We start from the raw sequence: 23,371 nt of genomic DNA on the forward strand, positions 1-23,371 counted from the left end.
TTTATGCGGACAGGCAGCGCATTATTCGAAAACGATTTTCGGCGCGGCTTTTCTCTCGCCCGCGCCGATGCGGGCCCAGACTTTTTCTGCAATATCGCGATAGATCGCGGCCTGAGGGCCATCCGGCTCGGCAATGACGACCGGCGTTCCGGCATCCGACATCTCGCGAATGGAGATGGTGAGCGGCACTTCGCCGAGGAACGGCACGCCGATCCTCTCCGCTTCGGCTTTGGCGCCACCATGGCCGAAAATATCGTAGCGCGCGCCGGTATCCGGCGCGATGAAATAGCTCATATTCTCGATGACGCCGAGCAGCGGCACCTCCACCTTGCGGAACATGGTGATGCCCTTGCGCGCATCAAGCAACGCCAGGTCCTGCGGCGTGGAAACGATGACCGCACCGGCAAGCGGCACCTGCTGGGCGATGGTGAGCTGTGCGTCGCCCGTGCCGGGCGGCATGTCCAGCACCAGCACATCCAGCTCGCCCCAGGCCACTTCGCGCAGCATCTGCATCAGCGCGGACTGCACCATCGGCCCGCGCCAGATCATTGCGGCTTCCTCATCCACCAGAAATCCCATGGACATGACCTTCAGCCCGTAATTCTCCATGGGAAGGATGATGCGGTCTTCCTGCTGCTGCGGACGGCCGGAAATCTTCAGGAGCCGAGGCAGCGAAGGGCCGTAAATATCGGCATCGAGCATGCCGACCTTGAGGCCGAGCGTCTGCAGGCCAAGCGCCAGATTGACGGCCGTCGTCGATTTGCCGACCCCGCCCTTGCCCGAGGCCACGGCGATGATGGCGCGGACGCCCGGTACACCGACCTTGGATGAGCCGGGTTGCGTGGCCGGCCGGCCGGTTGCCGCGGCGGGACGTGCGGGTGCGGGCTGCTGCTGGCCGGGCTTGCGATCGGCGGTCAGCGCGACGACTGCGCCAGCAATACCTTCCACGCTTTTGGCCGCCCGTTCGGCTGCAAGCCTCAGGGGCTCCATTTCGGAGGCCTTGTCGGCCGGCACGGTGATCGAGAAATAGGCTTTCGCGTCGGCGATGAAGATTTCCGAGACCATGCCAAGCGCCACGATGTTCTTGCCGCTGCCAGGATAGATAACGGCTTCCAACGCCTTTTCGACCTGGTTCTTGCTGACCTCTGCCATAATTTTACTCCGCTATATCATCCGGCCGGATACGGGCTTCATTCCGCGCCATCCATAGACAAGCCGGAGCGCTTCGCCAATGCCAAAGCGTAAAGGTGAAGCGCTCGCGACGATTTAACGCTGCGATTTCAGATTTCGTCGTCCATCGCCAGCGTTTCCGGGTCGAAGACACGACCGTCGAAAAAACAGTCGGGGCCGAGCACGAGGCCCGTGCGCGACGCGCCGACATGCACCGGTTCCCTGAGCGTGCCTTCCAGCTTCAGGTTCGCGCCCGGCACCGGCACGAAAAGCGGCTTCATGGCCTTGCGGAAAATATCCGGCCGGTAGGCATTGCGCGCAGCCTCCATGACATCCGCATCGAACCGGCTTTCGGCGGGAATTTCGCCCCAGCGCAACATCTGGCTGAAGAACCAGAGAGCCTGGCTCTGCCAGGGGAAATTGGCGGCCTTCGCACTCGTCACGAAAAACTCAGGATAACGCCGCATGTCCCGCTGCGAGGTGGAAATATAGCCCGTCAGCGCCGGCAGCAGGAACTCACCGTTTTCGTCCATATATTGAGGGGCGGCGAGGATGCCGGCCAGTTCCTCGATATTGGCGGCATTGGCGCACCATTCGCCGGCGCGGTAAAGCGCGCGCAGCAGCCCTTCCAGCAGGGTGGCCTTCTCCTCCGCCCAGCCTCTTTTTACCGCCAGTATCTTTTCCGGCGCATTATGCCAGATCAACGCCCCGGTGGTGACGATGCGTCCGGCGCCACCCAGCACCACGGCGCTGCCGGACGGTTCGGCGGTACAGAGCGCGTCGACCTTGCCGCTTTCCATCAGCCCCGGCATCGCCTTCGGCAGGGCTTCGACGATTTCCATGTCCCGGCCGAGCAGCACGCCACAGCTTCCGAGCAGATAACGCAGGGCATAAAACGGCGTGGAGACGATATCCTCGACCGCAAAGACCGGCGGATTTGCGCCCGCCGCCCGACGTGCGGCGCAGACGCGGGCCATTGCCCGTCCAAAGGCCGCCGGATCCGGCAGCTTCATCCCTTCGCGGTAAAGCTCGTCGTAAAATCCGTGCGAAACGGTCGTTGCCGACCCGCCAAGGGAAAGCGTGAAAACGCCGACAATATCGGCCGGCAGGTCATCGAGCCCGACGGCGGACCCCACCGGAACCGGAGCCGGCAAATGTGCGATATGAACGCCGTCCTCGGCAAGTGCGGTAAGCACCGCGCGCGCGGACTGCATTCGGAAAAGGTCCAGTTCTATGCCTTCATCGGCAGCAAAGCCTTTTTCGGCAGCGGCTATCAGCACGGCGCAATCGATAGTCGGAGAAAATCCCGCTTTTACCCTATGCCGTTCCGGCAAACGATTTCTCCTTTCCGGTGATTCGAAAGAAGGATCGCCCAGGAAGCGCTTTATCACAATGATAAAATTACGATTTCGCTATTTTATCAGGCCAACCCGCAGCGCCTTGGCGACGGCCTGGGTGCGGTTGACCGTGTCGAGTTTTTTCGTCGCCCGGTTCAGGTAGTGATTGATGGTATGTTCCGACAGCATCATGATTTCGGCAATCTCGGCACTGGTCTTGCCGGCGGCGGTCCAGTTCAGACAGTCAAGCTCCCGCTCGCTCAATGTCTCGGGAACCCGCAGATCGAGGCGGCGGATTTCAGACAGCCGCGCAAAGATGTGGCTGGAAATGTAAAAAAGCTCCGCGAGCTGGCTGGCGGGAAGCGCTGTCTTGTTGCCGGAGAAGGATACGGCGCCGCGCATCATGGTGATGTCGTGAACGGGAAACCAGACCGAATTGATCATTTCAAAACGTTCGAAAAGGCTGATCACCGTTTTTTTGGCGATACGCTCGTCGCCCCTGAGCAGAAAATCCCTGGAGACCGAAAAAGGTATGGTCGATTTTTTCAGCTGCGCCATGACGCGGCTGTTCTGCAGCATGCCCTCTTCGTCGTAACGCTGCAAAAGCTCGGCCGGCCAGCTGGTGATGATGGTATATTGCGACAATTCGCTCGCCAGTTCCGACGACAGGTCGAGCACCATGAAAGCCCGGAATTCCCAGGCCTCCGTCAGCAGTTTCAGGAAGCGGAATATATCGAACTGCGTGTTCAGATCGGCGATCTCGCGAACGCAATCCACACCAATCGACTGAACGGCGGCCGTTTCTGTTTTCTGCATCAAAGCTGTTCTTCGAGAATGAGAAAATGCCGCCGCAAAGACCCGCCTTTGCCCGGAAATCATGGGGATGTTACTCAGCAAATCGATTTATGCAAACAAAAGTTGAAAACTTAAATCAGAATAATCGAAAATAATATCAAACGCACATAAACGGGTGGCCGAACCGCCTTTTCGGCAGGGAAATCCGCGAGCATGCGCCCCGCGCTTTTCCTCAATCATCCGCAACCGGGGATAATCTGCAGGCAAGTTCCACGGAGATTTTATCGGCCGTCTCGCGCACCAGAGGGGCCCATTTGCGAAGCTGTTCCACATCCACCCGATAGGCGGGGCCGGTAACGGAAATCGCCGCGCGAAAATTGCGGCCGGGCGCCCGGACCGGTGCGGCGACGCAATGAATTCCGATTTCATGTTCCTGAAGGTCGAAACCATAGCCATTTTCGCGAATGGCGGTCACATCCGCGACAAGGGCTTCCGGCGTCGTGATCGTCGCCTCCGTGAAGCGGTGAAACTCCATTCCTGCTGTAAGTTCCGCCAGCGCATCGACGGACAGCAGCGACAGCGCCGCCTTGCCCACCCCCGTGCAATAGGCCGGCGAGGTTTTGCCGACCTGCGAATGCATGCGCAATGTATGCCGGCCTTCCATCTTGTCGAGATAGGTGACCTGCCCGCCGTTCAGAACGGCGAGGTGCACGGATTCCTGCGTTGCCTCCTGCAGGGCAGAAAGATGGGGGGCTGCGACGCTGCGCAGATCATTGCCGCTCCAGGCTTTCGCAGCCAGTTGCAGGAGCCTCAGCCCCACCGCATAGGTCTGATCGGCCGCATGATCCACTAGGCCTTCGGCGACGAGATGGGCAAGCTGGCGGTGAACCGTGCCGCGCGGCTGGCCGCAGGCTTCCACCACATCGGTAAAACGCATCGGCTTTTCGGCGAAGGCGATCAGCTCCAGCAGCGAGACGACCTTGCCGAGCGTGCCGGTGGCATTTTCGGTTTTCCCCTGCGAGGCCGGAACCGCAGCGGGCTTTTCCCCATTGGGCTTTTTATCGTCGGGCATGGCAACATCCACCGTCATCCGTCTTGACATAAGCGTGACGCCAAGAGAATAATTCCATTTAGTAAAATCTAGTTCCAAATAATGGAACAATCAAGCCTTTCCGTGGACGAGATGACGCCGATGACGCAAGCCCGATTTCCAGACCTCAAGGATGCGGGCGTGCTTGTCACGGGCGGCGGCTCCGGCATAGGGGCATCGCTGGTCGAGGCTTTCGCGATGCAGGGTGCGAAAGTTTCCTTCATCGACATCGCCGAAGCGCCGAGCGTGGCCCTCGTGGAGCGGCTTGCGGCGACGGCACCCCACCCGGTCCATTATTTCCGGGCCGACCTCAGCGATATCGACGCAATCAAGCGCACGGTGGATACGGCTGCCGCCGCCACCGGCGGCATCAAGGTGCTGGTCAACAATGCCGCCTGGGATGACCGTCACGATATAGACAGCGTCACGGAAGCCTATTGGGATGCCAATCAGGCCGTCAATCTCAAGCAGATGTTCTTCACCGTTCAGGCCGCCCTTCCCCATCTGCGACAGGCGAAGGACGCCTCGATCATCAATTTTTCATCGATCTCGTTTCTGCTGAACATGGGCGAACTGCCCTCCTATGCGGCGGCCAAGGCCGGCATTATCGGACTGACGAAAAGCCTTGCCGGCAGGCTGGGGCCGGAGAATATCCGCGTCAACACGCTCCTGCCGGGCATGATCGTGACGGAGCGGCAGAAGGAACTGTGGCTGACGGATGAAGGCATCACCGCCACCACGGCGCGGCAGTGCCTGAAACGCACGCTCATCGCCGCCGATCTGGCGGGTCCCTGCCTGTTTCTTGCATCATCGGCATCGAGCGCCATCACGGCGCAATCCATTATCGTAGACGGAGGCCTCCTGTAATGTCTGAACCCGCTTTTATCGCCGTCGACTGGGGTACGACCAGTTTCCGGCTCTGGCTTCTCAGCCGGTCGGGCGCGGTGCTGGCCGAGCGCAGGAGCGCGGAAGGCATGACCACCGCCATGCGGACCGGTTTTGCGGAAGTGCTGCAAGCGCATCTCGACGCCATCGGCGCACCGGCGGATTTGCCGGTTCTCGTCTGCGGTATGGCCGGTGCCCGGCAAGGCTGGGTCGAGGCGGGTTATATCGACGTGCCGGCAGCACTTTCGGCGGTTCTCGACGGCGCGGTTCGCGTACCGGGTCAGGCACGGGATGTGCGCATCCTGCCGGGTCTGGCGCAGCGGGATAAAGGCGCGCCCGACGTGATGCGCGGCGAGGAAACGCAATTGCTCGGCGCGCTCGCTTCCGCCGATAAGGGAGAAAAGCTCGTCTGCATGCCCGGCACCCATTCCAAATGGGTCACCGTCAAGGATGGCGGCGTGACACGTTTCGCCACCTTCATGACCGGCGAACTCTTCGAAGCCATCTCGAAACAGACGATTCTTTCGCACGCCGTGGCGGAGGCCGAAGCCTTTACCGGCGCGCATGAGGCTTTCACGGCCGCCGTGCGCGATATCTACGCCCATCCCGAGCTTGCCACCAATCGCCTTTTCACCCTGCGATCCGGCCAGTTGCTGCACGGCCTTGTCGCAACCGACGCCAAGGCCCGGCTCTCCGGTATCATGATCGGCCTCGAAATCGCCGGCGCCCATTCCGCTGCGCGGCGGGAGACGCCGGTGGTACTGATCGGCTCCGGCGCGCTCGGCGCGCTTTATGAAGGTGCCTTCACCGCCCTTGAGATAGATTATACGGTCATCGACGCCGACGAGGCCGTGCGGCGCGGATTGCTCGCCGCAGCAAATGCCATCTGGCCATAGGATAAGACACATCATGCGTATTCCCTTCCCTTCCATCAAATATCCGCTGATCGCCATCCTGCGCGGTCTGAAACCCGAGGAAACCGAGGGCGTCGTCGGCGCGCTAATCGAGACCGGCTTCCGCGCCATCGAAATTCCGCTCAACTCGCCCGATCCGTTCCGTTCGATCGAGATCGCCGCCAAGATGGCGCCGGCCGACTGCCTGATCGGCGCCGGCACCGTGCTCAGCGTGGAAGACGTGACATCGCTGGATGCGGCCGGCGGCAAGCTGATGGTGAGCCCCAATGCCGATGCGGACGTGATTGTCGCCGCCCGCGTCAAGGGCATGGTGACGATGCCGGGCGTCCTCACCCCCACCGAGGCGCTGGTGGCCGCAAAGGCCGGGGCGACGGGGCTGAAGTTCTTCCCCGCCAGCATCATCGGTCCTTCCGGCATCAATGCCATCAGGACGATCCTGCCGAAGGATCTGGTCATCGCCGCCGTCGGTGGCGTCTCGGACAAGAACTTTTCCGACTATACCTCGGCCGGTATCCTGGCTTTCGGCCTCGGGACCAGCCTTTACAAACCCGGCATGACGGCGGCGGAGGTGCGTGAACGCGCCGCTGTCACACTTGCGGCCTATGATGCGGCCATCGGAGGATAAGAGCTTGGCGACCGTTTTCCCCTTTGCCGGACGTGTTCTGGACGAGACGCCGATGCTGCTTGGCGAAGGCCCGACCTTCGACCCGGCGACCGGCACCGCCTGGTGGTTCAATATTCTCGGGCGCGAGCTGCATGAGCTGCATCTCGCCTCGGGCCGCAAGACCGTGCACGCCCTGCCCTTCATGGGCAGCGCGCTGGCCAAGATCAGCGACAGCAAGCAGCTGATCGCCTCCGATGACGGGCTTTTCCTGCGCGACACCGCAACCGGCGTTCTGACGCTGCATGCCGAACTGGAAAGCGACCTGCCCGGCAACCGCTCCAATGACGGGCGCGTGCACCCATCGGGCGCGTTGTGGATCGGTACCATGGGCCGCAAGGCCGAGACCGGCGCCGGCAGCATCTATCATGTTGCCAAAGGCACGGTGACAAAGCTTTTCGCCGATATCAGCATTCCGAATTCGATCTGCTTCTCGCCCGATGGCGCGACGGGATATTTCGTCGATACCAAGGTGAACAGGCTGATGCGGGTGTCTCTCGATGCTGAGACCGGCCTTCCCACGAGCAAGGCCGAGGTCTTCATCGATTCCAGCGATGCCGATGGCGGTGTCGACGGATCGGTCTGCGATGCCGAAGGGCATATCTGGAATGCCCGTTGGGGTGAAGGCGCGGTCGATCGTTACGATACGGATGGCAACCACATCGCCCGATATGAGGTGCCCGGCAAACAGACGACCTGCCCGGCCTTCATCGGCCCCGACGCATCGCGTCTGCTCGTCACCTCGGCGCGCGAACATCTTGATGACGCCGCCATCGCGGAAAATCCGCAGCATGGTTTGACGTTCGAACTCGGCATCGAGGTCAAGGGCCGGTTCGAGCCGCTTTACCGCTTGTGAAACGCGGCACGCACAGCCCTCTCCTCATCCCTGTGCTTGCCACAGGGATCCAACCGGCCCAAGTCCTTGAACCGAAAGCTCCCTCCGCCGCGCAGACGCGCGTCGGCTTGGTTCCCGTGACAGGCGCAGGAATTTGAGCCTGAGCGTTCGCTTACTTCGAACCAGTCGCGAAACGGCTGGTAGTTTTATGCCTCAGAGAATGGCCAACCTGCCTCAACGGCTCGCTTCAGGATCGGCAGCGTCATCCTCCAGTAGAAGGCAGCGTGGTGACGGCCCGACTCTTCTCCGATCTCCCATCCGTCGCCTTTGCGCACCGGCGATGCAGGCACCTGCTGTTCGACCGTCAGGAGCGTTTCGTCACCTCTGGGTTTGAGAGCCATTGTAACCGTCGAATAGGAGCTCGGGATATCGGGAAGACCGGACACTCGCGACCAATATGAATATTGAAGCAGTGAAGGTGGCTCGATCGCGATTACCCGTCCTTTATCCCTGTAAAGCTTCGTCCCTATCGTCGTTGCGATCTCAAATGCCTCACCCAAACGCCAATCCGTCCGAAAGTGTGCAATGCGCCACCTGTCTCCAGCATCTGGATGAACCAATGCCTCCCAGAGTCGGGAAGGAGGGGCCGATATGGAGATGGCCTGAGAAACTAGGTAATGGCTCAAAATCGCCGCTCTCCAACTCGAGGAGTATGCTCACGCAAACCACTATCGAACGCGCAGAGCGGATATACCAGAGAGTTTCTCTTCTTTGCCGACCAAGCTCAGAACCTTGACAAGGCAGGGCAACGCGATGAAGTGACCAGCAAACGTTTCGGCAAGGCTATGTTGCCTCAGGAAATATCCGACAATATCTCGCGATAATTCTCGTGCAGGTAACGCTGGGTCGCGGCGGCGTCGGCGGGGCGGCCGTAGAAATAGCCCTGACCCATGGCGCAACCAAGCGCGCGCAGCTTTTCCTCTTCCACCCGCTCCTCGATCCCCTCGGCCACGACTTCGAGATCAAGCCCCTCGCACATGGCGACGATGGCCTTGATGATGTGTTCGGAGGGACGGTCGCTGCTGATGCGCGAAACAAAAGCGCGGTCGATCTTCACCTTGTCGAAGGTGAAATCGCGCAGGCGGCCGAGGCTCGACTGGCCGGTGCCGAAATCGTCAAGCGAGATACGGACGCCGGCACTCTGCAATTCGCTGATGATGCGCTGCGCGGTATCGGCGGATGTCATCACCGCCGTTTCGGTGATTTCCAGCTCCAGCCGGTGCGGATCGAGGCCAACGCGCGACAGGATGGACAAAATATTATCCGCCGTGCTGGGGTCCATCAATTGCGCAGAAGACAGGTTGAAGGACAGGAACAGTTCGCGCGGCCAGAACAGCGCCGCTTCCGCGGCCTTCCGCAGCAGGGCTTCCGACAGGGCGTCGATGAAACCGCGCTCTTCGGCAAGCGGCACGAAGACGGCGGGCGACACGAACCCGAGATCGGGATCGTTCCAGCGGGCCAGCGCTTCGAAACCGATGACCTTCGCCTCTTCCAGCCGGACGATGGGTTGGAAATGCACGTCGATGGCATCGGCGATGATGGCGTTTCTGAGCGCCTGTTCCAGCTGCGTGGCGCGCTTCATCTCCTGCGCGATCTCGCGCGAATAGACAGTGATCTGGCCCCGGCCGCGTCGCTTCGAGCGGTAAAGCGCCGTCTCGGCGCTTTTCATCAGATCCTCATATTCATCGCCGGCGAAGGGATAGATTGCGAAACCGAAGGAGGAGGACAGGCGGACGTTGCGATCGCCGAGATCATAAGGGGCCGAAAGCACGTCCTTGATCATGTTGCCGATGCGCTCGGCGCCGGTGCGTTCGAAGACCAGCGGCAGCACGAAGGCGAATTCGTCACCGTCATGGCGCGTCACGATGGCACCATCGGGAATGCAGGCCTTCAGCCGGTGCGCCACCTGGCAGAGAATTTCATCACCAGCCTGCACGCCGAAAAGATCGTTGATGGGTTTGAAGCCGTCTATATTGGCGATGCCGACTGTGAAGGGAGCGGGATCGCTGGAACGCTCGCTGGCGAGCATGCGAATCTTGTCGCGCAGACGATAGCGATTGCCAAGTCCCGTCAGCGGATCGCTGTAGGCCATCGCCTGCAGCTCGTTCTGGCTGACCTGCAACGTTGGCGGCTCTGCCCGTTTCATTCCTGCATCTCGTGAATCCCTGTGTCAACGCACTCACAATGCAGGGCAAGTATTAAAAAAGCCATAGCCTCCCGAAAAGGGCAGTTTCAGGCCTGCAGCCGCAGGGCATCCTTGCCGAAAAGCCGCAGGAAAACCGCCTCGACCATATCGGGACTGACGGGCTTCAGCAGCATGTCGTCCATGCCGGACGCCAGGCATTTGTCGAGATCGCCCTCGAAGGCGTGGGTAATGACGCCGACGATGGGAATACGCCGGTCACCGGCGAGATCACGCATGCGGCCGGCGACCTCGAAGCCGTCAATATCGCCGAGTGTCGTATCGAGCAGAACGAGGGATGGCGGCTGCTCCACAAAGAGCCGCAGAGCCTCCTCGCCAGACGTGGCGAGCCGCCAGGAAAGCCCCAGGCCTTCGAGTATCTGCGAAAAGACGATCTGGTTGACCCGGTTGTCCTCGACGAGAAGGATGTCGCAGACGCCACCGGTCCTCAGGATTTCTGGCAGGTCGTCGGTCATGATCTCCCAGTCCTCATCCGCCGCTTTCTCCTTCGGCGAGGATTTCAGCCCGACGGCGAGATAATGCATGAGTGATGCATCGATCTCCTCTTCCTCGATGGTGACGACGGGCAGATCATGTTCGGCGGCGATATCAAGGCATGCGACGCTCATCTGGGCGTCGACAACGACCACATCGATACCCACGCCGGCGGAAGCGGCGATATCGATGAAGGCGCGCTGCTCGTCCTCACTCGTCACCGCCGCATGGTCCATGCCGCCCGCCGCCAGCCGCCGGCCGGCGGCCTCCGCAAAGCGTGTATTTTCAGAGACGACCAGTACCGCCTTGCTCTTCAAGAGCCCGCTGCGGCCATCCGTTTCCTCATCCCTGCCATAGGTGGAGGATACGAAGGGAACATGTTCGAGCGATGGGATGACAGGCCTGCCGTTCGCATCGATGGTGGCGAGCGCCGTCACATCCTCCATCGTCGTGACCAGGAAATAGCGGCCGGGCCGGCCCACGCGCTGCTTGCGGGTGATCGTCAGCACCTCTTCGCCATTCAGGCGCCGCACCCTTTCGGGGATGACCCTCGACACGCCGCTGTCCAGCACCATGCGGTCAGCCGCGTCGATCCGGCCGGCGACCTTGCGCGAATGCAGATCGAAAACGGTACGGCCGAGAATGTTTTCGGCGCTGGTCTCCACCAGGGCGCAGGCGGATTTATTGACGGCGGCATAGGCCATGTTCCGGTCCTTGACGAAAACCGGGAACGGCAGATTGTCGAGAATATCTTCGATCAACTGGACGCGCTCAAGGTCGAGGCGCCATTGCTCTTCGCGTTTCTTCTGTTCGGAAATATCGGCAACCACGCTGATGCCGAGGCCGGAAGGCAGCCGGTTCATGACGAAGCGCAGGAAGCGTTCTCCCTTCAGCCGCTCGGTCTTTTCCGATCTTTCCTTCCAGTGCAGCGCCAGCCGCTCGCCGATCCATTCCTCCCGCCCGAGCTGGCGGGCATTGGTGGAGAGGCTTTCCGCCTCCAGCAGATAACAATCGTAAAGCGCGCTCAGATAGTCGCGCAGCCGCGCACCCGGGCAGGCGACGGCCTCTTCCAGCGGGAAAAAGCTCAGGAGTTTCCGGCTTGCGAAAATAATGTGATCGTTCCGGTCGTAAACGACGATCGCCGCGCCAAGCGCGTCGCAAAGGGCATCAAGCATCACCGTATGAACGCCCGCGCCAGAGGACGCCAAATCACTCAACTGCAAACTCCCACCTGTTTTTCTGGATCAGGCTTATGTTTCTATTGGAATCGTCCAGGGCAGATGCCGGGATGAAACGACAAATTCCGAAAAAGAGACATCAGGGTTCGCCACTTGAAGCAGTCGTGAGGAGAAGATGACGCTCACCCATAGTCGACGTCACACACCACCCGGCAAAGGGGGCCTCGTTCCTGCGGTCATTTCAAGCCGCCCCACCATATTCGTGGCCGATTAAAGGCGGATTAACGCTTAACCCCCTCTTGACCGAAATGATTAAATGCCCGGAAGCCAGCAAAACATGTGCAAATGTCCACAGCCCCGGTTTTTTACTTTCGAAGCCGCCGCGAATCCGCGAAAATGACGATCATGGCCATCAAGCAGCTTTCAGAAACCCTCATCAACCAGATCGCCGCCGGCGAGGTCATCGAAAGACCCTCCAGCGCCACGAAGGAACTTGTCGAAAACGCCATCGACGCGGGCGCGACCCGGATCGAGATCGCCACGGCCGGCGGCGGCAAGGGGCTGGTGCGGATTACCGACAACGGTTCCGGCATGTCGCCGGCCGATCTGGAGCTTGCGGTCAGGCGTCACTGCACCTCGAAAATTTCCGACACGCTGGACGATATCCGCACACTCGGATTTCGCGGCGAGGCGCTGCCCTCCATCGGCTCGGTCGCCAAGCTGACGATCACCAGCCGCCAGCAGGGTGCCGAACAGGGCTCGATGATTTCGGTTACCGGCGGCAAGGTATCGGACGTGCGGCCCGCAGCCTCCAATGCCGGTACCATCGTCGAGGTGCGCGATCTGTTTTTCGCCACACCGGCGCGGCTGAAATTCCTGAAGACGGAACGCGCCGAGGCGGCCGCCATCACCGAGGTTGTCAAACGGATGGCGATCGCCTTTCCGCATATCCGCTTCGTGCTCTCGGGCACCGATCGTTCAACACTGGAAATTCCCTCGACCGGCGACGATCATCTCGCCCGCATGGCGCAGATCCTTGGCGCGGAGTTCAAGGATAACGCCATCGAGATCGATGCCGGGCGCGAGGATGTGACGCTGACCGGTTTTGCCGGCGTGCCGACCTTCAACCGCGGCAACTCGGCGCATCAATATGTCTTCGTCAATGGCCGCCCAGTGCAGGACAAGCTGCTTTTATCCGCCATTCGGGGCGCCTATGCCGAAACCGTGCCGCATGGGCGCTATCCCGTCGCCGTGCTGTCGATCACCCTCGACCCCGCCTTTGTGGATGTGAACGTGCATCCGGCGAAATCCGACGTCCGTTTTCGCGACCCCGGCCTCATTCGCGGGCTGATCGTCGGTGCGATCCGCCAGGCGCTGACGCGCGACGGCGACAGGGCGGCAACGACGGGCGCCAGCCAGATGATGAATGCCTTCCGCCCAGGCTACAGCCCCTCCAGCCTCAGGCCCTCGCCTTCGATGGCAGCTTCCGCACCATGGTCCGCCGCAACCTCGCCGTCGCGGCCGCTCGCCGTTTCCGGGGACATGCAATTTGCCGAAGCGGTGCAATCGCGCTTTTCCGACATCACCATGCCGACCGCACGGGCGGAACCACGCGATGCTTATGAGGCTTCCGCAAGCCTTTCGCCGGAGCCGGTGCTTTATCCGCTTGGAGCGGCACGGGCGCAGCTGCATGAGAACTACATCATCGCGCAGACGGAAAACGGCCTCGTCATCGTCGACCAACATGCCGCACATGAACGGCTGGTGTTCGAGGAAATGCGCAATGCCCTGCATTCGAGGCGGCCGCCCTCACAGGTGCTGCTCATCCCTGAAATAATCGACCTTCCCGAGGAAGATTGCGACCGGTTGATGGATCATGCCGCCGGTTTCGGCGCGCTGGGGCTCGTCATCGAGCGTTTCGGGCCGGGTGCAATCGCGGTGCGGGAAACGCCGGCCATGCTCGGCGAAGTCAACGCGCAGGGGCTGGTGCGCCAGCTAGCCGATGAGATCGCCGAATGGGACGCGGCTTCCACGCTTGCCAACAAGCTGGAATATGTCGCTGCGACCATGGCCTGCCACGGCTCGGTGCGCTCCGGCAGGCGCATGCGGCCGGAGGAGATGAATGCGCTTCTGCGGCAGATGGAAAACACGCCGGGTTCAGGCCAATGTAATCACGGCCGGCCGACCTATATCGAACTGAAACTTTCCGATATAGAACGGCTCTTCGGCCGCAGCTGACGCCTTCATTTGAACTGCGCGGGGCTGGCCTTGCGCCGCGCCCGGCTATATAAATTCAAGACACTGGAGCATCCGGATTGTTCAGGAAAACGCTACGCCGTTTCGGACTGGGTGCCCTGACAGGACAGAGCAGGAGACGAAAACGGATGAACAGATTTGAAGGAGGCGGCAACCGCCTCGCCGTCATCGAATATCTCGACGGTGATTTCCGCATCGTCCAGACCGGCTCGCATGTCATCTGCGCCGTGACGGGAAGGACCATTCCGCTCGACGAGTTGCGTTACTGGAGCGTGGCGCGGCAGGAAGCCTATGTGGATGCGGCGGCTTCGCTGGAGGGTGAGCGGAAGGCGGGCAATCTGCCGGCCTGATAACGGTGCTCACCTCACCACCCTCATCCCTGTCACAGGAGTGAAAGGTAAGGTGCCAAGCGGCTTAGGTTCGGAAAATGCCTAAAGCGACGAACGCCCATTGTCCCGCAGCAGGCGCACCCGGCAGTTTGCCACCGCCGTCTCGATAATCGTCGAAGCCGCATTGGGATCATCGAACGCCATGTCGATCTCGATCACCTGACTGTTCCACAGCAGCTCTTCCGCCCGGCCGTGATGCCCGTTGAGCCGCACCGCATCCTTGGCGGTCGTCACCAGCTGCAAATTCTCCCTGCGGGCATCCTTGAGGAGATCGTCGATTTCGTCATCGCTGAAATGGTGATGATCCGGGAAGGAGCGGCTCAGCACGATATCGCCGCCCAGCGCCTCGACGGTGCGATAGAATTTCGCCGGATCGGCGATGCCGGCGTAAGCCAGCACGCGCTTTCCCCGGAAATCCTCAGGCTCCTGCGGCGTAATCGCGGCGACGAAGACGGGCTTGGCGGCCTTTGCCGCCTGCCTTACCAGCGGATCAGCCGCGTGACCCTTCCCAACCTTCAACAGTCCGGTCATCTGCCGCATCTGTTCTGCCAGCGGCGCCCTCACCGGGCCGCCGGGCACGAGATGGCCATTGCCGATGCCGCGCACCGTATCGATGACGACCAGCGCGTAATCCAGCGTCAGGCGGGCGCTCTGGAAACCATCATCCATGATGATGAGATCAACGCCTTCCTTCACCAGCCGGTGTGCGCCCTCCACGCGTCTGCGTGAAATCACCGTCACCGCCTCGCGCGCCAGAAGAAGAGGCTCATCGCCGACATCGGCGGCGCGGTGGTGCTGCGCATCGACAAGTGTGGTGACGTCAAGCGTGCCGCCATAACCGCGGCTGAGGAAACCGGGCTTCATTCCCCGTGCAAGCGCGGCTCTGGCAACGGCTATCGCCGTCGGTGTCTTGCCTGCCCCGCCGACCGTGAAGTTGCCGATGCAGATGACCGGAACGGGAACGCTCGCCCGTTTTGCCGTCCGCATGCGCCGGCCGGCAACCTTGCCGTAGAGAAGCGAAAAAGGTGACAGGATCCATGCCTGCCAACCTGCTTTCTGCCACCAGAAGGGCGGCGCTTCAGAAACCATCTATTCCCGCTCCCGGCCGCGTCGCCCACGGCATTCCGTTCGGATGTCATACGTCAGGGGGTTGTTTGCCAGAAAAAACCGTAAATTGCAAAAATGGAATAGACGGGTTTTCGCGTCCGCGCGGCGGAAAGGACTCTTTTCAGCCCAAGGACTTGGGCTGGCTGGATTCCGGCTCAAGCCGGAATGACGGAAGCTGGGCTCTTCCTAGACCGCCCGTTCCGGCAGCAGGGCTTCGAGCCCGGTGATATCGTCGAAACAATAATCCGCATCCGCACCAAGGCTTTCGCGCGAACCCGTTCCCGTCAGCACGGCTATGCGCAGACCGGCGCCGGCATTTTTCGCCATATGCAGATCGTGATTATTGTCGCCGACAACAGCCACGCGTTCAGGCGGAAAACCGATGGCCGCGCAGAAACCGAGAACCATGCCGGGCTGCGGCTTGGTGCCGTAACCGCTGTCATAACCTGCCACGAAATCGATATCGCTTTCGAAACCGAAGCGGATGGCCGTCTGACGGATGGAATTTTCATTGTCGCTGGAGGCGATTCCGAGCTTGTAGCCGCGCGCCTTCAACCTTGCGAAAAACGCCTTGAGATCGGTGACCGGCACGGATTTATCCGCGGCCTCGGTGAACAGCCGGTCGAGGCGTTGCGTCAGTTCGACGACATCGCAGGGAGAGCCGGCGGCGACCAGACCGGCAGCGATTTCCGCCGTATTGCCGGCGGCGAGCAGGCTGTCCGGCACGACATGACCAGTGATCGGGTCCATGCCGCAGGCCGCAAGAAGCCGGTCGGCGAGTGCGGCGTCGCCCTTTGCGGCAATCGACGCAAGTTCGCGGTTCACCGGACCCCAGCTGGCATCATAACCCAAAAGCGTGCCGTCCTTGTCGAAGAGCACAGCGGCAATCGATTGTGCCGCATCAAGTTCGATATCCGCTACCATGAACCGATGGCGCTCCGCGGTTGCAGCTTGGCGGAGACGGTGAGCGGGTTGATATAGGGTTCCAGCGCCTTGACCGTGGAGGAAAGCGCGCCGCGCATGTCCTGAATGACCCGGTTGCCGGCATCGATCATCTTGTAACGCTCATTGTCGTTGACCAGCAGATAATGCACCGCTTTGGCCAGCATCTCGACATCGCGGATGATACGACCGCCGCCGGCGCGGATCAGCTTCTGATAGGCCTCGCGGAAATTCTGCACATGCGCGCCCGACAGGACGGCGCAGCCGAGCATGGCCGGCTCCAGCGGGTTTTGCCCGCCCTCGGCCGTCAGCGAGCGGCCGACAAAGGCAAGCTCGGTCAATCGCAGGTAAAGCCCCATTTCGCCGATGGAATCGCCGAGGAAAATATCGGTTTCCGGGGTAATTACATCATTGCGGCTGCGGCGGGCGACGGAAAGGTTCATGCCCTTCAGCATGGCTTCCACCTCATCGCCACGCTCGGGATGACGCGGCACGATGATGGTCAACTGGCCATTGCGCGACTTGATCGCCGCATGCACGGTGGCGGCAGCCTTCTCCTCGCCGTCAAAGGTGGAGATCGCCGCCCATGTCTTGCGATTGCCGACCTGTTTGCGATAGCTCTCCAGCAGCGCCTCGTCACAGGGCGGCGGGTCCGTATCGCCCTTGAGGTTGCCCGAAATCACCACCGGCCAGGAGCCGAGATCGCGGAAACGTTCGGCATCGAGATCGGATTGCGCAACCACCAGCGCCAGCTTGGAAAACAGCGATTCAGCAATATCATGCCGGGCTTTCCAGCGGTCGAAGGAACGGTCGGAGAGCCGCGCATTAACGCGGATCTGCGGGATGTGCCGGCGCTCCAGTTCCATCATCGTCACCGGCCAGATTTCCGATTCCGCCGTTATGGCGGCATCCGGCGCCCAATAGGTCAGGAAGCGGTTGACCGCGATCTTGATATCGAGCGGCACATATTGGTGGATCACGTCGTCGCCGAGCCGGGTGCGGGTCAGTTCAGCCGAGGTGACGGTGCCCGTGGTCAGAAGCACGAAGATATCGCGCTTGCGGATTTCGCGGATCAGCGGGATGAGGGCAAGCGTTTCGCCGACACTTGCGGCGTGGAACCAGACGAGCGGCCCGCGCGGGCGCTCGGCGCTGGCGTAACCGAAACGTTCAAGCCGGCGGCGCTTGTCTTCCTTGCCCTTCGCCGCCCGATAGGAAAGATAGGGCTTGGCAAAGGGATAAGCGGCGATACCGGCGATCCGGTAACCGGAAAGAGCGAAACGTGCGATACGGCTGCTCATGACATTCTGCCCTTGATCATTCCGCGCAATGCCTGCCCCTGTTCTTGTTGTTGTCGCCGCCTACTTCTTCTTAAATTGCGTCATTTTTTGTCATCGGAAACGAAAGCGCGATCACATTTTCTCGCCCTGGTATTCCCGGCCTGCGCCTCTTGCGCAGGAATCACGGGAAAACCCGCCTTCACCCAATAGTATTACAACGCAAGGGGAAAAGGACTCAAATTTTGTCGTCGGGATTGAGAAGACGGTGCATATGCACGATAAAATAACGCATATGGGCATTGTCGACCGTCATCTGCGCCTTGGATTTCCATGCGGTAAGCGCGGAAGCGTAATCCGGATAGATGCCGACGATATCGAGTGCGTTCAAATCCCGGAACTGAACATCCTGAAGGTTTTCAAGTTCGCCGCCGAAGACGAGGTGCAGCAGCTGTTTCGGTTTGCCAGTTTCCGTCATGTCTTTATCTCTTTCTTAAACGCTGAGAGAGGCCTTCATCTGCGGGATTTCCCGGCAAACGTCAACTGTCAGACAGATGTGAAAACGCTTTCAAAAGTGCGGGCAGCGCATAATCTGCTGCGGCGCACAATGCGGGGTGGTTCACCTGGCGGCGATTATACATCAGAGGTTTGCCATCGAGGCCGACAAGACGCCCGCCCGCCCTCTCCAGGATCAGGTCGGCGGCGGCGAGATCCCACTCATGCGAGTTGGCCTTGACCAGCGTTCCGTCGATGCGCCCATCCGCCACCATGGCCAGCCGATAGGCGAGCGAGGGCACATGCGGAATGCGCTTGACGCCGCCCCGCACCTCTTCCGGCAGATGCGTGATCACATCTTCCGGTGCTGCCAGATGGAAGATGCCGGCATTTTCGCGCGCGGCAAAAACGGGTGCCCCGTTCTTCAGAGCTTCACCGCCTTCAACTGCGGTAAACTCCTCGGCAAGCGCCGGTGCGACCAGGGCCGCAGCCACCGGCCTTCCCTCATGCACAACCGCGACGCTGACGCACCAGGTATCCCGGCCGCCGATGAAGGCGCGCGTGCCATCGATGGGATCGACGACGAAGACAGTGGAGCGGGAAAGCCTCTCGGTGTCGTCATCCGTCTCTTCCGAAAGCCAGCCATAATCCGGCCGGGCGGAACGCAGGATGGTTTCGAGGATTTCATTGGCGGCGTAATCGGCCGCGCTGACGGGCGAAAGCCCGCCGTTCTTCCACCAAACCTCGGGATCCTTGCGGAAGAAACCCAGCGCCGTCTCGCCCGCCTTGCGGGCGGCTTTAAGGATCAGCCTCAGATCGGAGGCCCAGCGGGCCTCAGCCATATCGTTCATTTTGCCGTCTTCTCCGCGCGCCTCGAACGGCGCGCCCGTTTTTCTCTTCGCACTTGCACACAAAGCGCTGGCGAAAACAACCCAAAGGCCGCGTCACTTGCCGGCGATCGTCATGCCTTCGATGGCGAGCGTCGGTGCGGCAACGCCGTATTTGCGGTCGATATCGTTGGCCGGCGTAACCCGCATGAACATGTCCTTCAGGTTGGACGCGATGGTGACCTCGGACACGGCGAAGGTCTTTTCGCCATTCTCGATCCAGAAGCCGCTGGCACCACAGCTATATTCACCCGTAATCATATTGGCGCCGTGGCCGATCAGTTCGGTGACGTAAAAGCCGGTTCCAACCTGTGCCAGCAATTCCTCCGGCGACAGATCGCCCGGCTCCAGCGCCAGATTGGTGGAGGCCGGCGAGACCGCCGTGCCGCCACGCACGCCGCGGCCGTTGGTTTCAAGACCGAGTTCCCGCGCCGCCGAAGTGGAGAGGAACCAGTGTTTCAGCACACCATCCTCGATCATCGTCATCTTCTCGCCCCGGACACCTTCGCCATCGAAAGGACGGGAGGACGGGCCGCGCACGATCTGCGGATCGTCAGTGAGATGGAGGCCTTTTTTCAAAACCTGCTGGCCCATCTTGTCGCGCAGGAAGCTGGTCTTGCGGGCAACCGACGCACCGTTGATCGCACCGGCAATGGCGCCGACAAAACCACGGGCGATACGCGGATCGAAAACCACGGTGATGTTGCTGCCGGTATCGACCTGACGCGGGCCGACGCGCCGCACGACTTTTTCACCGGCGCGGCGGCCTATCTCTTCGGCCGCATCGAGATCGGCGTAATAAAGGCGGCTGTCGAAGTCGTAGTCACGCTCCATCTTCGTGCCTTCGCCGGCGATGACGCTGACCGAACGGCTGAAGCGGCTGCCCATATAGCTGCCGGAAAAACCGTGCGAGGTGGCGAGGACGAGCCCGCCCATGCCGCTCGATGCGCCGGCGCCGGAGGAATTGCTGACGCCCTTGACCGAGAGCGCCGCCTCTTCCGCCGCAAGTGCCGCTTCCCGCAGCTGATCCGCCGAGACTTCCGTCGCATCGAAAAGCTCAAGATCGTCATAGGAGGTTGCCAGCCGTTCCTTGTCCGCAAGGCAGGCAAAGGGGTCTTCCGGCGAGACCTTCGCCATGGCGACGGCCCGTTCAGCCAGCGTCTTCAGGTCAAAGCCGGGATTGGCCGAAACGCTCGCCACCCGGCGGCCAACGAAGACGCGCAGGGAAAAATCGTCGCTTTCGGAGGATTCGGTGCTTTCCACCTTGCCGAGCCGCACGCCGACCGATTGCGAGCGGGAGCGGACGACAACGGCATCCGCCTCATCAGCGCCGGCGGCGCGGGCGAGATCGACAAGCTCGCTGGCGCGATCGAGAAGTTTGGAAGAATCTATTTCTGAGGACATGAGTTGGCCTTTCATTCCAGTTCCATTTATTGTGCCAGCAACCCCGCATCAAGGGCGAAACGCCGCTTTCTCCTTCCGGACGGCTTTGTCGCCACCCTATTCGAAAGTTCGCCCGCATGACTGAGCACGATGCTCTCTTTTCCGAACCATTGCTGCTTCTGGCGGGCGCGGTCGTTGCCGCCTCGATTTTCCGCAAACTCGGTCTCGGCACCGTGCTCGGTTATCTGGTGGCGGGCATCGTCATCGGCCCTTTCCTGCACCTCGTCACGGATGCGAAGGACATCTTCAACGTTTCGGAACTTGGTGTCGTTTTCCTGCTCTTCATCATCGGTCTCGAACTGAAGCCCTCGCGCATCTGGCAGATGCGGCGCGATATTCTGGGGCTCGGTCTGGCACAGGTGCTGGTGACCGGCAGCGTGCTGGCGGCGATTGCCTGGTGGGCCGAGCTGATCGACTGGCGGGGAAGCGTGGTTGCGGGTTTCGGCCTTGCGCTCTCCTCCACCGCGTTCGCGCTGCAGATCCTCGCCGATGACGGCGACATGAATACCCGGCACGGCAACCGCTCCTTCTCGATCCTGCTGTTTCAGGATCTCGCCATCGTGCCGCTTCTTGCCCTCGTCACCATTCTTTCCAACCGCCCGGATGTGCCGACGGATTCGATGATATCCGATCTCATCGCCTCCATCGTCGCGGTGGCGGGCATGGTACTGGCCGGGCGCTATCTTCTGACGCCGATGTTCCAGATCATCGCCCGCACGGGTGCGCGGGAAGTGATGATCGCGGCTGCGCTTTTCGTCGTCATCGGCGCTGCCGCCATCATGGAAGCGGTCGGGCTTTCCATGGGCATGGGGGCATTGCTGGCGGGGCTGATGCTGTCGGAATCCTCCTACCGGCATGAGCTGGAGGCCGATATCGAGCCGTTCCGTGGCCTGCTTCTGGCGCTGTTCTTCATGGCCGTCGGCATGTCGCTGCACATTCATATCGTTTATGAGCACATCGTCCTCATCCTGATCGCCGTGCCGGTGATGATGGCGGTGAAGGCAGCCCTGATCTATGGCCTCTGCCGCATTGCGGGTTCCTCGCGTTATGCATCGAGCCGCATCGCGCTGCTTCTGGCGCAGGGCGGCGAATTCGGTTTCGTCCTCTTCACCACGGCCGCGGCCTCCGGGCTGTTTCCCCAGGCCACGGCCTCTATCCTCGTTGCCGTCGTCACGCTTTCCATGGCGCTGACGCCGGTTCTCGCGGTAATTTCACGGCGGCTGACGGCGGAGGATGCGGAAGAGGACAAGCTGGAGGAGGATTTCGACGGGGCGGGCGCGGATGTGCTGATGATCGGCTTTTCCCGTTTCGGCCAGATCGCCTCGCAGATTCTTCTCGCCGGCGGACGCGACGTGACTGTCATCGACAGTTCCGCCGACCGTGTGCGCCAGGCCGCCCGCTTCGGTTTCCGCATCTTTTTCGGCGATGGCACCCGCAAGGATGTGCTGATCGCCGCCGGCATAGAGCGGGCCGATCTGGTGGCCGTCTGCACCCACAAGAAAGAAGTCACCGACCGTATCATCGACATGATCCAGACGGATTTCCCAAGCGTACGCATCTATGCCCGCTCCTATGACCGCGTGCATTCCCTCGACCTCAGAAAGAAGGGCGTGGAATATGAAATCCGCGAGACACTGGAATCCGGCCTGCTGTTCGGCAGGCGCATTCTGGAAGGGCTTGATATGGATGGCGAAAGGGCGCTCGCCATCTCCGACGACATCCGCGAACGCGACGAACAGCGGCTGGAGCTTCAGGCCGTCGAAGGCCTCGCCGCCGGACGGCAGATGCTGCACAACAAGCCGGTTCGCGAGGTGAAACCGGAACCGCTGATGAAACCGAAGAACAAGGCGGAGAAGCGGGAAGAGGAAGATGCGGAGGATAGCGAGACGGAAGTTTCGCTGTGAATTGAGTTTGGGGTCGTAGCCGGGAGCGCGCCGCCTGTTTCTTCTCCCGGCCGGGGAGAAGAAGCGATGGGCACCCGCTCGCTCCGTTCAGGATATAACGCTCAGGCCTCCACGCCCTGCCCGCGATGAAACAGCTCCACCTGCATGTCGATCTGCCGTTTCAGATCGTCCTTGATGCTGGCGGAAGCATTCAGCACCTCTTCCGACTTCAAGAAATCCAGCACGCCGAAACGGTGCACCGGCGGGCGCAGGAAGATATGCGGCGGGCGCAGCCTCAGTTTCAGGGCAATCGCCGCCTGCATCATCAACTGGCTGGCGCCGAACAGGCTGTCCAGCCGGTTCGGCATCGTGGTGCCGTCACCTTCCGGGCCGCCGACCACATCGACGCCGATGACGATATCGGCGTGATCCAGCAGATGTTCATAGGGCACCGGATTGAAGATGCCGCCATCGATCATGATGCGGCCATCGATACGCACCGGCATGAACAACGCCGGAATGGCGGCGGATGCCGCCAGCGCCTGGATGATCTCGCCGCTTTCCAGCACCACTTCGGTCTGGGCGTAATAATCGGTGGTTATCACCTTCAACGGGATGGCGAGCTCAGAAAAATCCTTCGGCAAGGCCTGCGGCATCAGGGCATGAAGGATGAGTTCGAGATTGAACTGGCCAAGGCGAAAACCATGGGCGGCATGGCGCATCGATGCGGGACCGAGGCTCCAGAGCCGGTTGGCCACCGAGCCCTTCCGGCCCATGAGTTCAAGCGTATAGTCGCGGATTTCGCGGCCCGACATGCCTGCCGCCATGCCAGCGCCGATGATGGAGCCGATGGAGGAACCGGAGAGCATCACGGGCCGGATGCCGAGTTCATCCAGCGCCTCGACGACGTTGATATGGCAGATGCCACGCGCGCCGCCGCCGCCGAGCGCCAGTCCGAAGGTCGGCTCATGGCCGCTCCCGCCATCGCCCTTGAGGACTTCCTCCCCGGCGCGGACGATCGTGACGCTCTCGTTGCCAGCCTGCTCCATGCGAAACACCCAAAAAGGTTACCACGGTAAGGACTCTGCCTATT

Annotated in this window: 21 protein-coding genes; 7 read left to right on the plus strand and 14 right to left on the minus strand. The window is 61.2% G+C overall.

Translation table 11 applies throughout. The annotated features are described in order from the left end of the window. Nucleotides 1–21: 21 nt before the first annotated feature. The 4 genes from QD336_RS04395 to QD336_RS04410 form a co-directional block, all read right to left on the minus strand. On the minus strand, nucleotides 22–1,152 hold the full coding sequence (locus QD336_RS04395) for an Mrp/NBP35 family ATP-binding protein (protein ID WP_499169540.1): 1,131 nt from the start codon (nucleotides 1,150–1,152) through the stop codon (nucleotides 22–24). Between the two features lie 128 nt (nucleotides 1,153–1,280). Continuing rightward, nucleotides 1,281–2,504, minus strand: coding sequence for a CmpA/NrtA family ABC transporter substrate-binding protein (locus QD336_RS04400; RefSeq protein ID WP_269342211.1), 1,224 nt, complete (start codon nucleotides 2,502–2,504; stop codon nucleotides 1,281–1,283). A 78-nt stretch (nucleotides 2,505–2,582) separates the two neighbouring features. Continuing rightward, the gene (locus QD336_RS04405) at nucleotides 2,583–3,323 is read right to left on the minus strand and encodes a helix-turn-helix transcriptional regulator (RefSeq protein WP_499169541.1); all 741 of its coding nucleotides are present in this window, start codon (nucleotides 3,321–3,323) and stop codon (nucleotides 2,583–2,585) included. Between the two features lie 211 nt (nucleotides 3,324–3,534). Continuing rightward, entirely contained in the window at nucleotides 3,535–4,404 is an 870-nt protein-coding gene (locus QD336_RS04410; RefSeq protein ID WP_499169542.1) for an IclR family transcriptional regulator, read from the minus strand. Nucleotides 4,405–4,455: 51 nt separating this feature from the next. Here QD336_RS04410 and QD336_RS04415 point away from each other — a divergent pair, with 51 nt between their 5' ends. The 4 genes from QD336_RS04415 to QD336_RS04430 are packed head-to-tail and all read left to right on the plus strand — an operon-like array spanning nucleotide 4,456 to nucleotide 7,708. Continuing rightward, complete coding sequence (locus tag QD336_RS04415) at nucleotides 4,456–5,259, plus strand: SDR family NAD(P)-dependent oxidoreductase (protein WP_499169544.1); 804 nt, start codon at nucleotides 4,456–4,458, stop codon at nucleotides 5,257–5,259. After that, nucleotides 5,259–6,173 carry a 2-dehydro-3-deoxygalactonokinase gene (locus tag QD336_RS04420; RefSeq protein ID WP_499169545.1) on the plus strand — a complete coding sequence of 305 codons (915 nt, stop codon included), beginning with the start codon at nucleotides 5,259–5,261 and terminating at the stop codon, nucleotides 6,171–6,173. Before QD336_RS04415 ends, QD336_RS04420 begins: the two co-directional genes overlap by 1 nt. Nucleotides 6,174–6,186: 13 nt before the next feature. Further along, nucleotides 6,187–6,816, plus strand: coding sequence for a 2-dehydro-3-deoxy-6-phosphogalactonate aldolase (locus tag QD336_RS04425; RefSeq protein WP_269342205.1), 630 nt, complete (start codon nucleotides 6,187–6,189; stop codon nucleotides 6,814–6,816). Between the two features lie 4 nt (nucleotides 6,817–6,820). After that, nucleotides 6,821–7,708 carry an SMP-30/gluconolactonase/LRE family protein gene (locus QD336_RS04430; protein WP_499169547.1) on the plus strand — a complete coding sequence of 296 codons (888 nt, stop codon included), beginning with the start codon at nucleotides 6,821–6,823 and terminating at the stop codon, nucleotides 7,706–7,708. Between the two features lie 185 nt (nucleotides 7,709–7,893). Here the strand turns inward: QD336_RS04430 and QD336_RS04435 are convergent, their stop codons facing one another. From QD336_RS04435 to QD336_RS04445, 3 genes are all read right to left on the minus strand, one after another. Continuing rightward, complete coding sequence (locus tag QD336_RS04435) at nucleotides 7,894–8,373, minus strand: SRPBCC family protein (RefSeq protein WP_499169549.1); 480 nt, start codon at nucleotides 8,371–8,373, stop codon at nucleotides 7,894–7,896. Nucleotides 8,374–8,540: 167 nt separating this feature from the next. After that, the gene (locus QD336_RS04440) at nucleotides 8,541–9,893 is read right to left on the minus strand and encodes a putative bifunctional diguanylate cyclase/phosphodiesterase (protein WP_269342198.1); all 1,353 of its coding nucleotides are present in this window, start codon (nucleotides 9,891–9,893) and stop codon (nucleotides 8,541–8,543) included. Nucleotides 9,894–9,979: 86 nt separating this feature from the next. Beyond that, complete coding sequence (locus QD336_RS04445; protein WP_499169690.1) at nucleotides 9,980–11,599, minus strand: response regulator; 1,620 nt, start codon at nucleotides 11,597–11,599, stop codon at nucleotides 9,980–9,982. 408 nt (nucleotides 11,600–12,007) lie between these two features. Here QD336_RS04445 and mutL point away from each other — a divergent pair, with 408 nt between their 5' ends. Together mutL and QD336_RS04455 are read left to right on the plus strand one after the other, a co-directional pair. Next, the gene (gene mutL / locus QD336_RS04450) at nucleotides 12,008–13,840 is read left to right on the plus strand and encodes a DNA mismatch repair endonuclease MutL (protein WP_499169691.1); all 1,833 of its coding nucleotides are present in this window, start codon (nucleotides 12,008–12,010) and stop codon (nucleotides 13,838–13,840) included. 146 nt (nucleotides 13,841–13,986) lie between these two features. Beyond that, the gene (locus QD336_RS04455; RefSeq protein ID WP_499169551.1) at nucleotides 13,987–14,208 is read left to right on the plus strand and encodes a DUF2093 domain-containing protein; all 222 of its coding nucleotides are present in this window, start codon (nucleotides 13,987–13,989) and stop codon (nucleotides 14,206–14,208) included. A gap of 81 nt (nucleotides 14,209–14,289) precedes the next feature. On the opposite strand, the gene lpxK is transcribed toward QD336_RS04455, so the two are convergent. From lpxK to QD336_RS04485, 6 genes are all read right to left on the minus strand, one after another. Next, nucleotides 14,290–15,336 carry a tetraacyldisaccharide 4'-kinase gene (gene lpxK, locus QD336_RS04460; protein ID WP_499169553.1) on the minus strand — a complete coding sequence of 349 codons (1,047 nt, stop codon included), beginning with the start codon at nucleotides 15,334–15,336 and terminating at the stop codon, nucleotides 14,290–14,292. A 204-nt stretch (nucleotides 15,337–15,540) separates the two neighbouring features. Next, nucleotides 15,541–16,278, minus strand: a complete 738-nt coding sequence (locus QD336_RS04465; protein ID WP_269342193.1) for an HAD family hydrolase — start codon at nucleotides 16,276–16,278, stop codon at nucleotides 15,541–15,543. Next, the gene (gene waaA / locus QD336_RS04470) at nucleotides 16,272–17,594 is read right to left on the minus strand and encodes a lipid IV(A) 3-deoxy-D-manno-octulosonic acid transferase (RefSeq protein WP_006699512.1); all 1,323 of its coding nucleotides are present in this window, start codon (nucleotides 17,592–17,594) and stop codon (nucleotides 16,272–16,274) included. The genes QD336_RS04465 and waaA overlap by 7 nt, the downstream gene beginning before the upstream one ends. A 214-nt stretch (nucleotides 17,595–17,808) precedes the next feature. Beyond that, a complete protein-coding gene (locus tag QD336_RS04475; RefSeq protein ID WP_006313175.1) occupies nucleotides 17,809–18,048 on the minus strand; it encodes a DUF4170 domain-containing protein in 240 nt (79 codons plus the stop codon). A gap of 61 nt (nucleotides 18,049–18,109) precedes the next feature. After that, complete coding sequence (locus tag QD336_RS04480) at nucleotides 18,110–18,916, minus strand: 3'(2'),5'-bisphosphate nucleotidase CysQ (protein WP_499169555.1); 807 nt, start codon at nucleotides 18,914–18,916, stop codon at nucleotides 18,110–18,112. 93 nt (nucleotides 18,917–19,009) lie between these two features. Further along, the gene (locus QD336_RS04485) at nucleotides 19,010–20,356 is read right to left on the minus strand and encodes a TldD/PmbA family protein (protein WP_499169556.1); all 1,347 of its coding nucleotides are present in this window, start codon (nucleotides 20,354–20,356) and stop codon (nucleotides 19,010–19,012) included. Between the two features lie 116 nt (nucleotides 20,357–20,472). On the opposite strand from QD336_RS04485, the gene QD336_RS04490 reads away from it, so the two are divergent. Continuing rightward, on the plus strand, nucleotides 20,473–22,299 hold the full coding sequence (locus tag QD336_RS04490; protein WP_499169557.1) for a monovalent cation:proton antiporter-2 (CPA2) family protein: 1,827 nt from the start codon (nucleotides 20,473–20,475) through the stop codon (nucleotides 22,297–22,299). Between the two features lie 101 nt (nucleotides 22,300–22,400). Here the strand turns inward: QD336_RS04490 and QD336_RS04495 are convergent, their stop codons facing one another. Beyond that, nucleotides 22,401–23,327, minus strand: a complete 927-nt coding sequence (locus tag QD336_RS04495) for a patatin-like phospholipase family protein (RefSeq protein WP_269342183.1) — start codon at nucleotides 23,325–23,327, stop codon at nucleotides 22,401–22,403. Between the last annotated feature and the right edge of the window lie 44 nt (nucleotides 23,328–23,371).

It is taken from the genome of Rhizobium sp. BR 250 (genome assembly GCF_047445855.1).
GTDB classification, from domain to species: domain Bacteria; phylum Pseudomonadota; class Alphaproteobacteria; order Rhizobiales; family Rhizobiaceae; genus Agrobacterium; species Agrobacterium tumefaciens_I.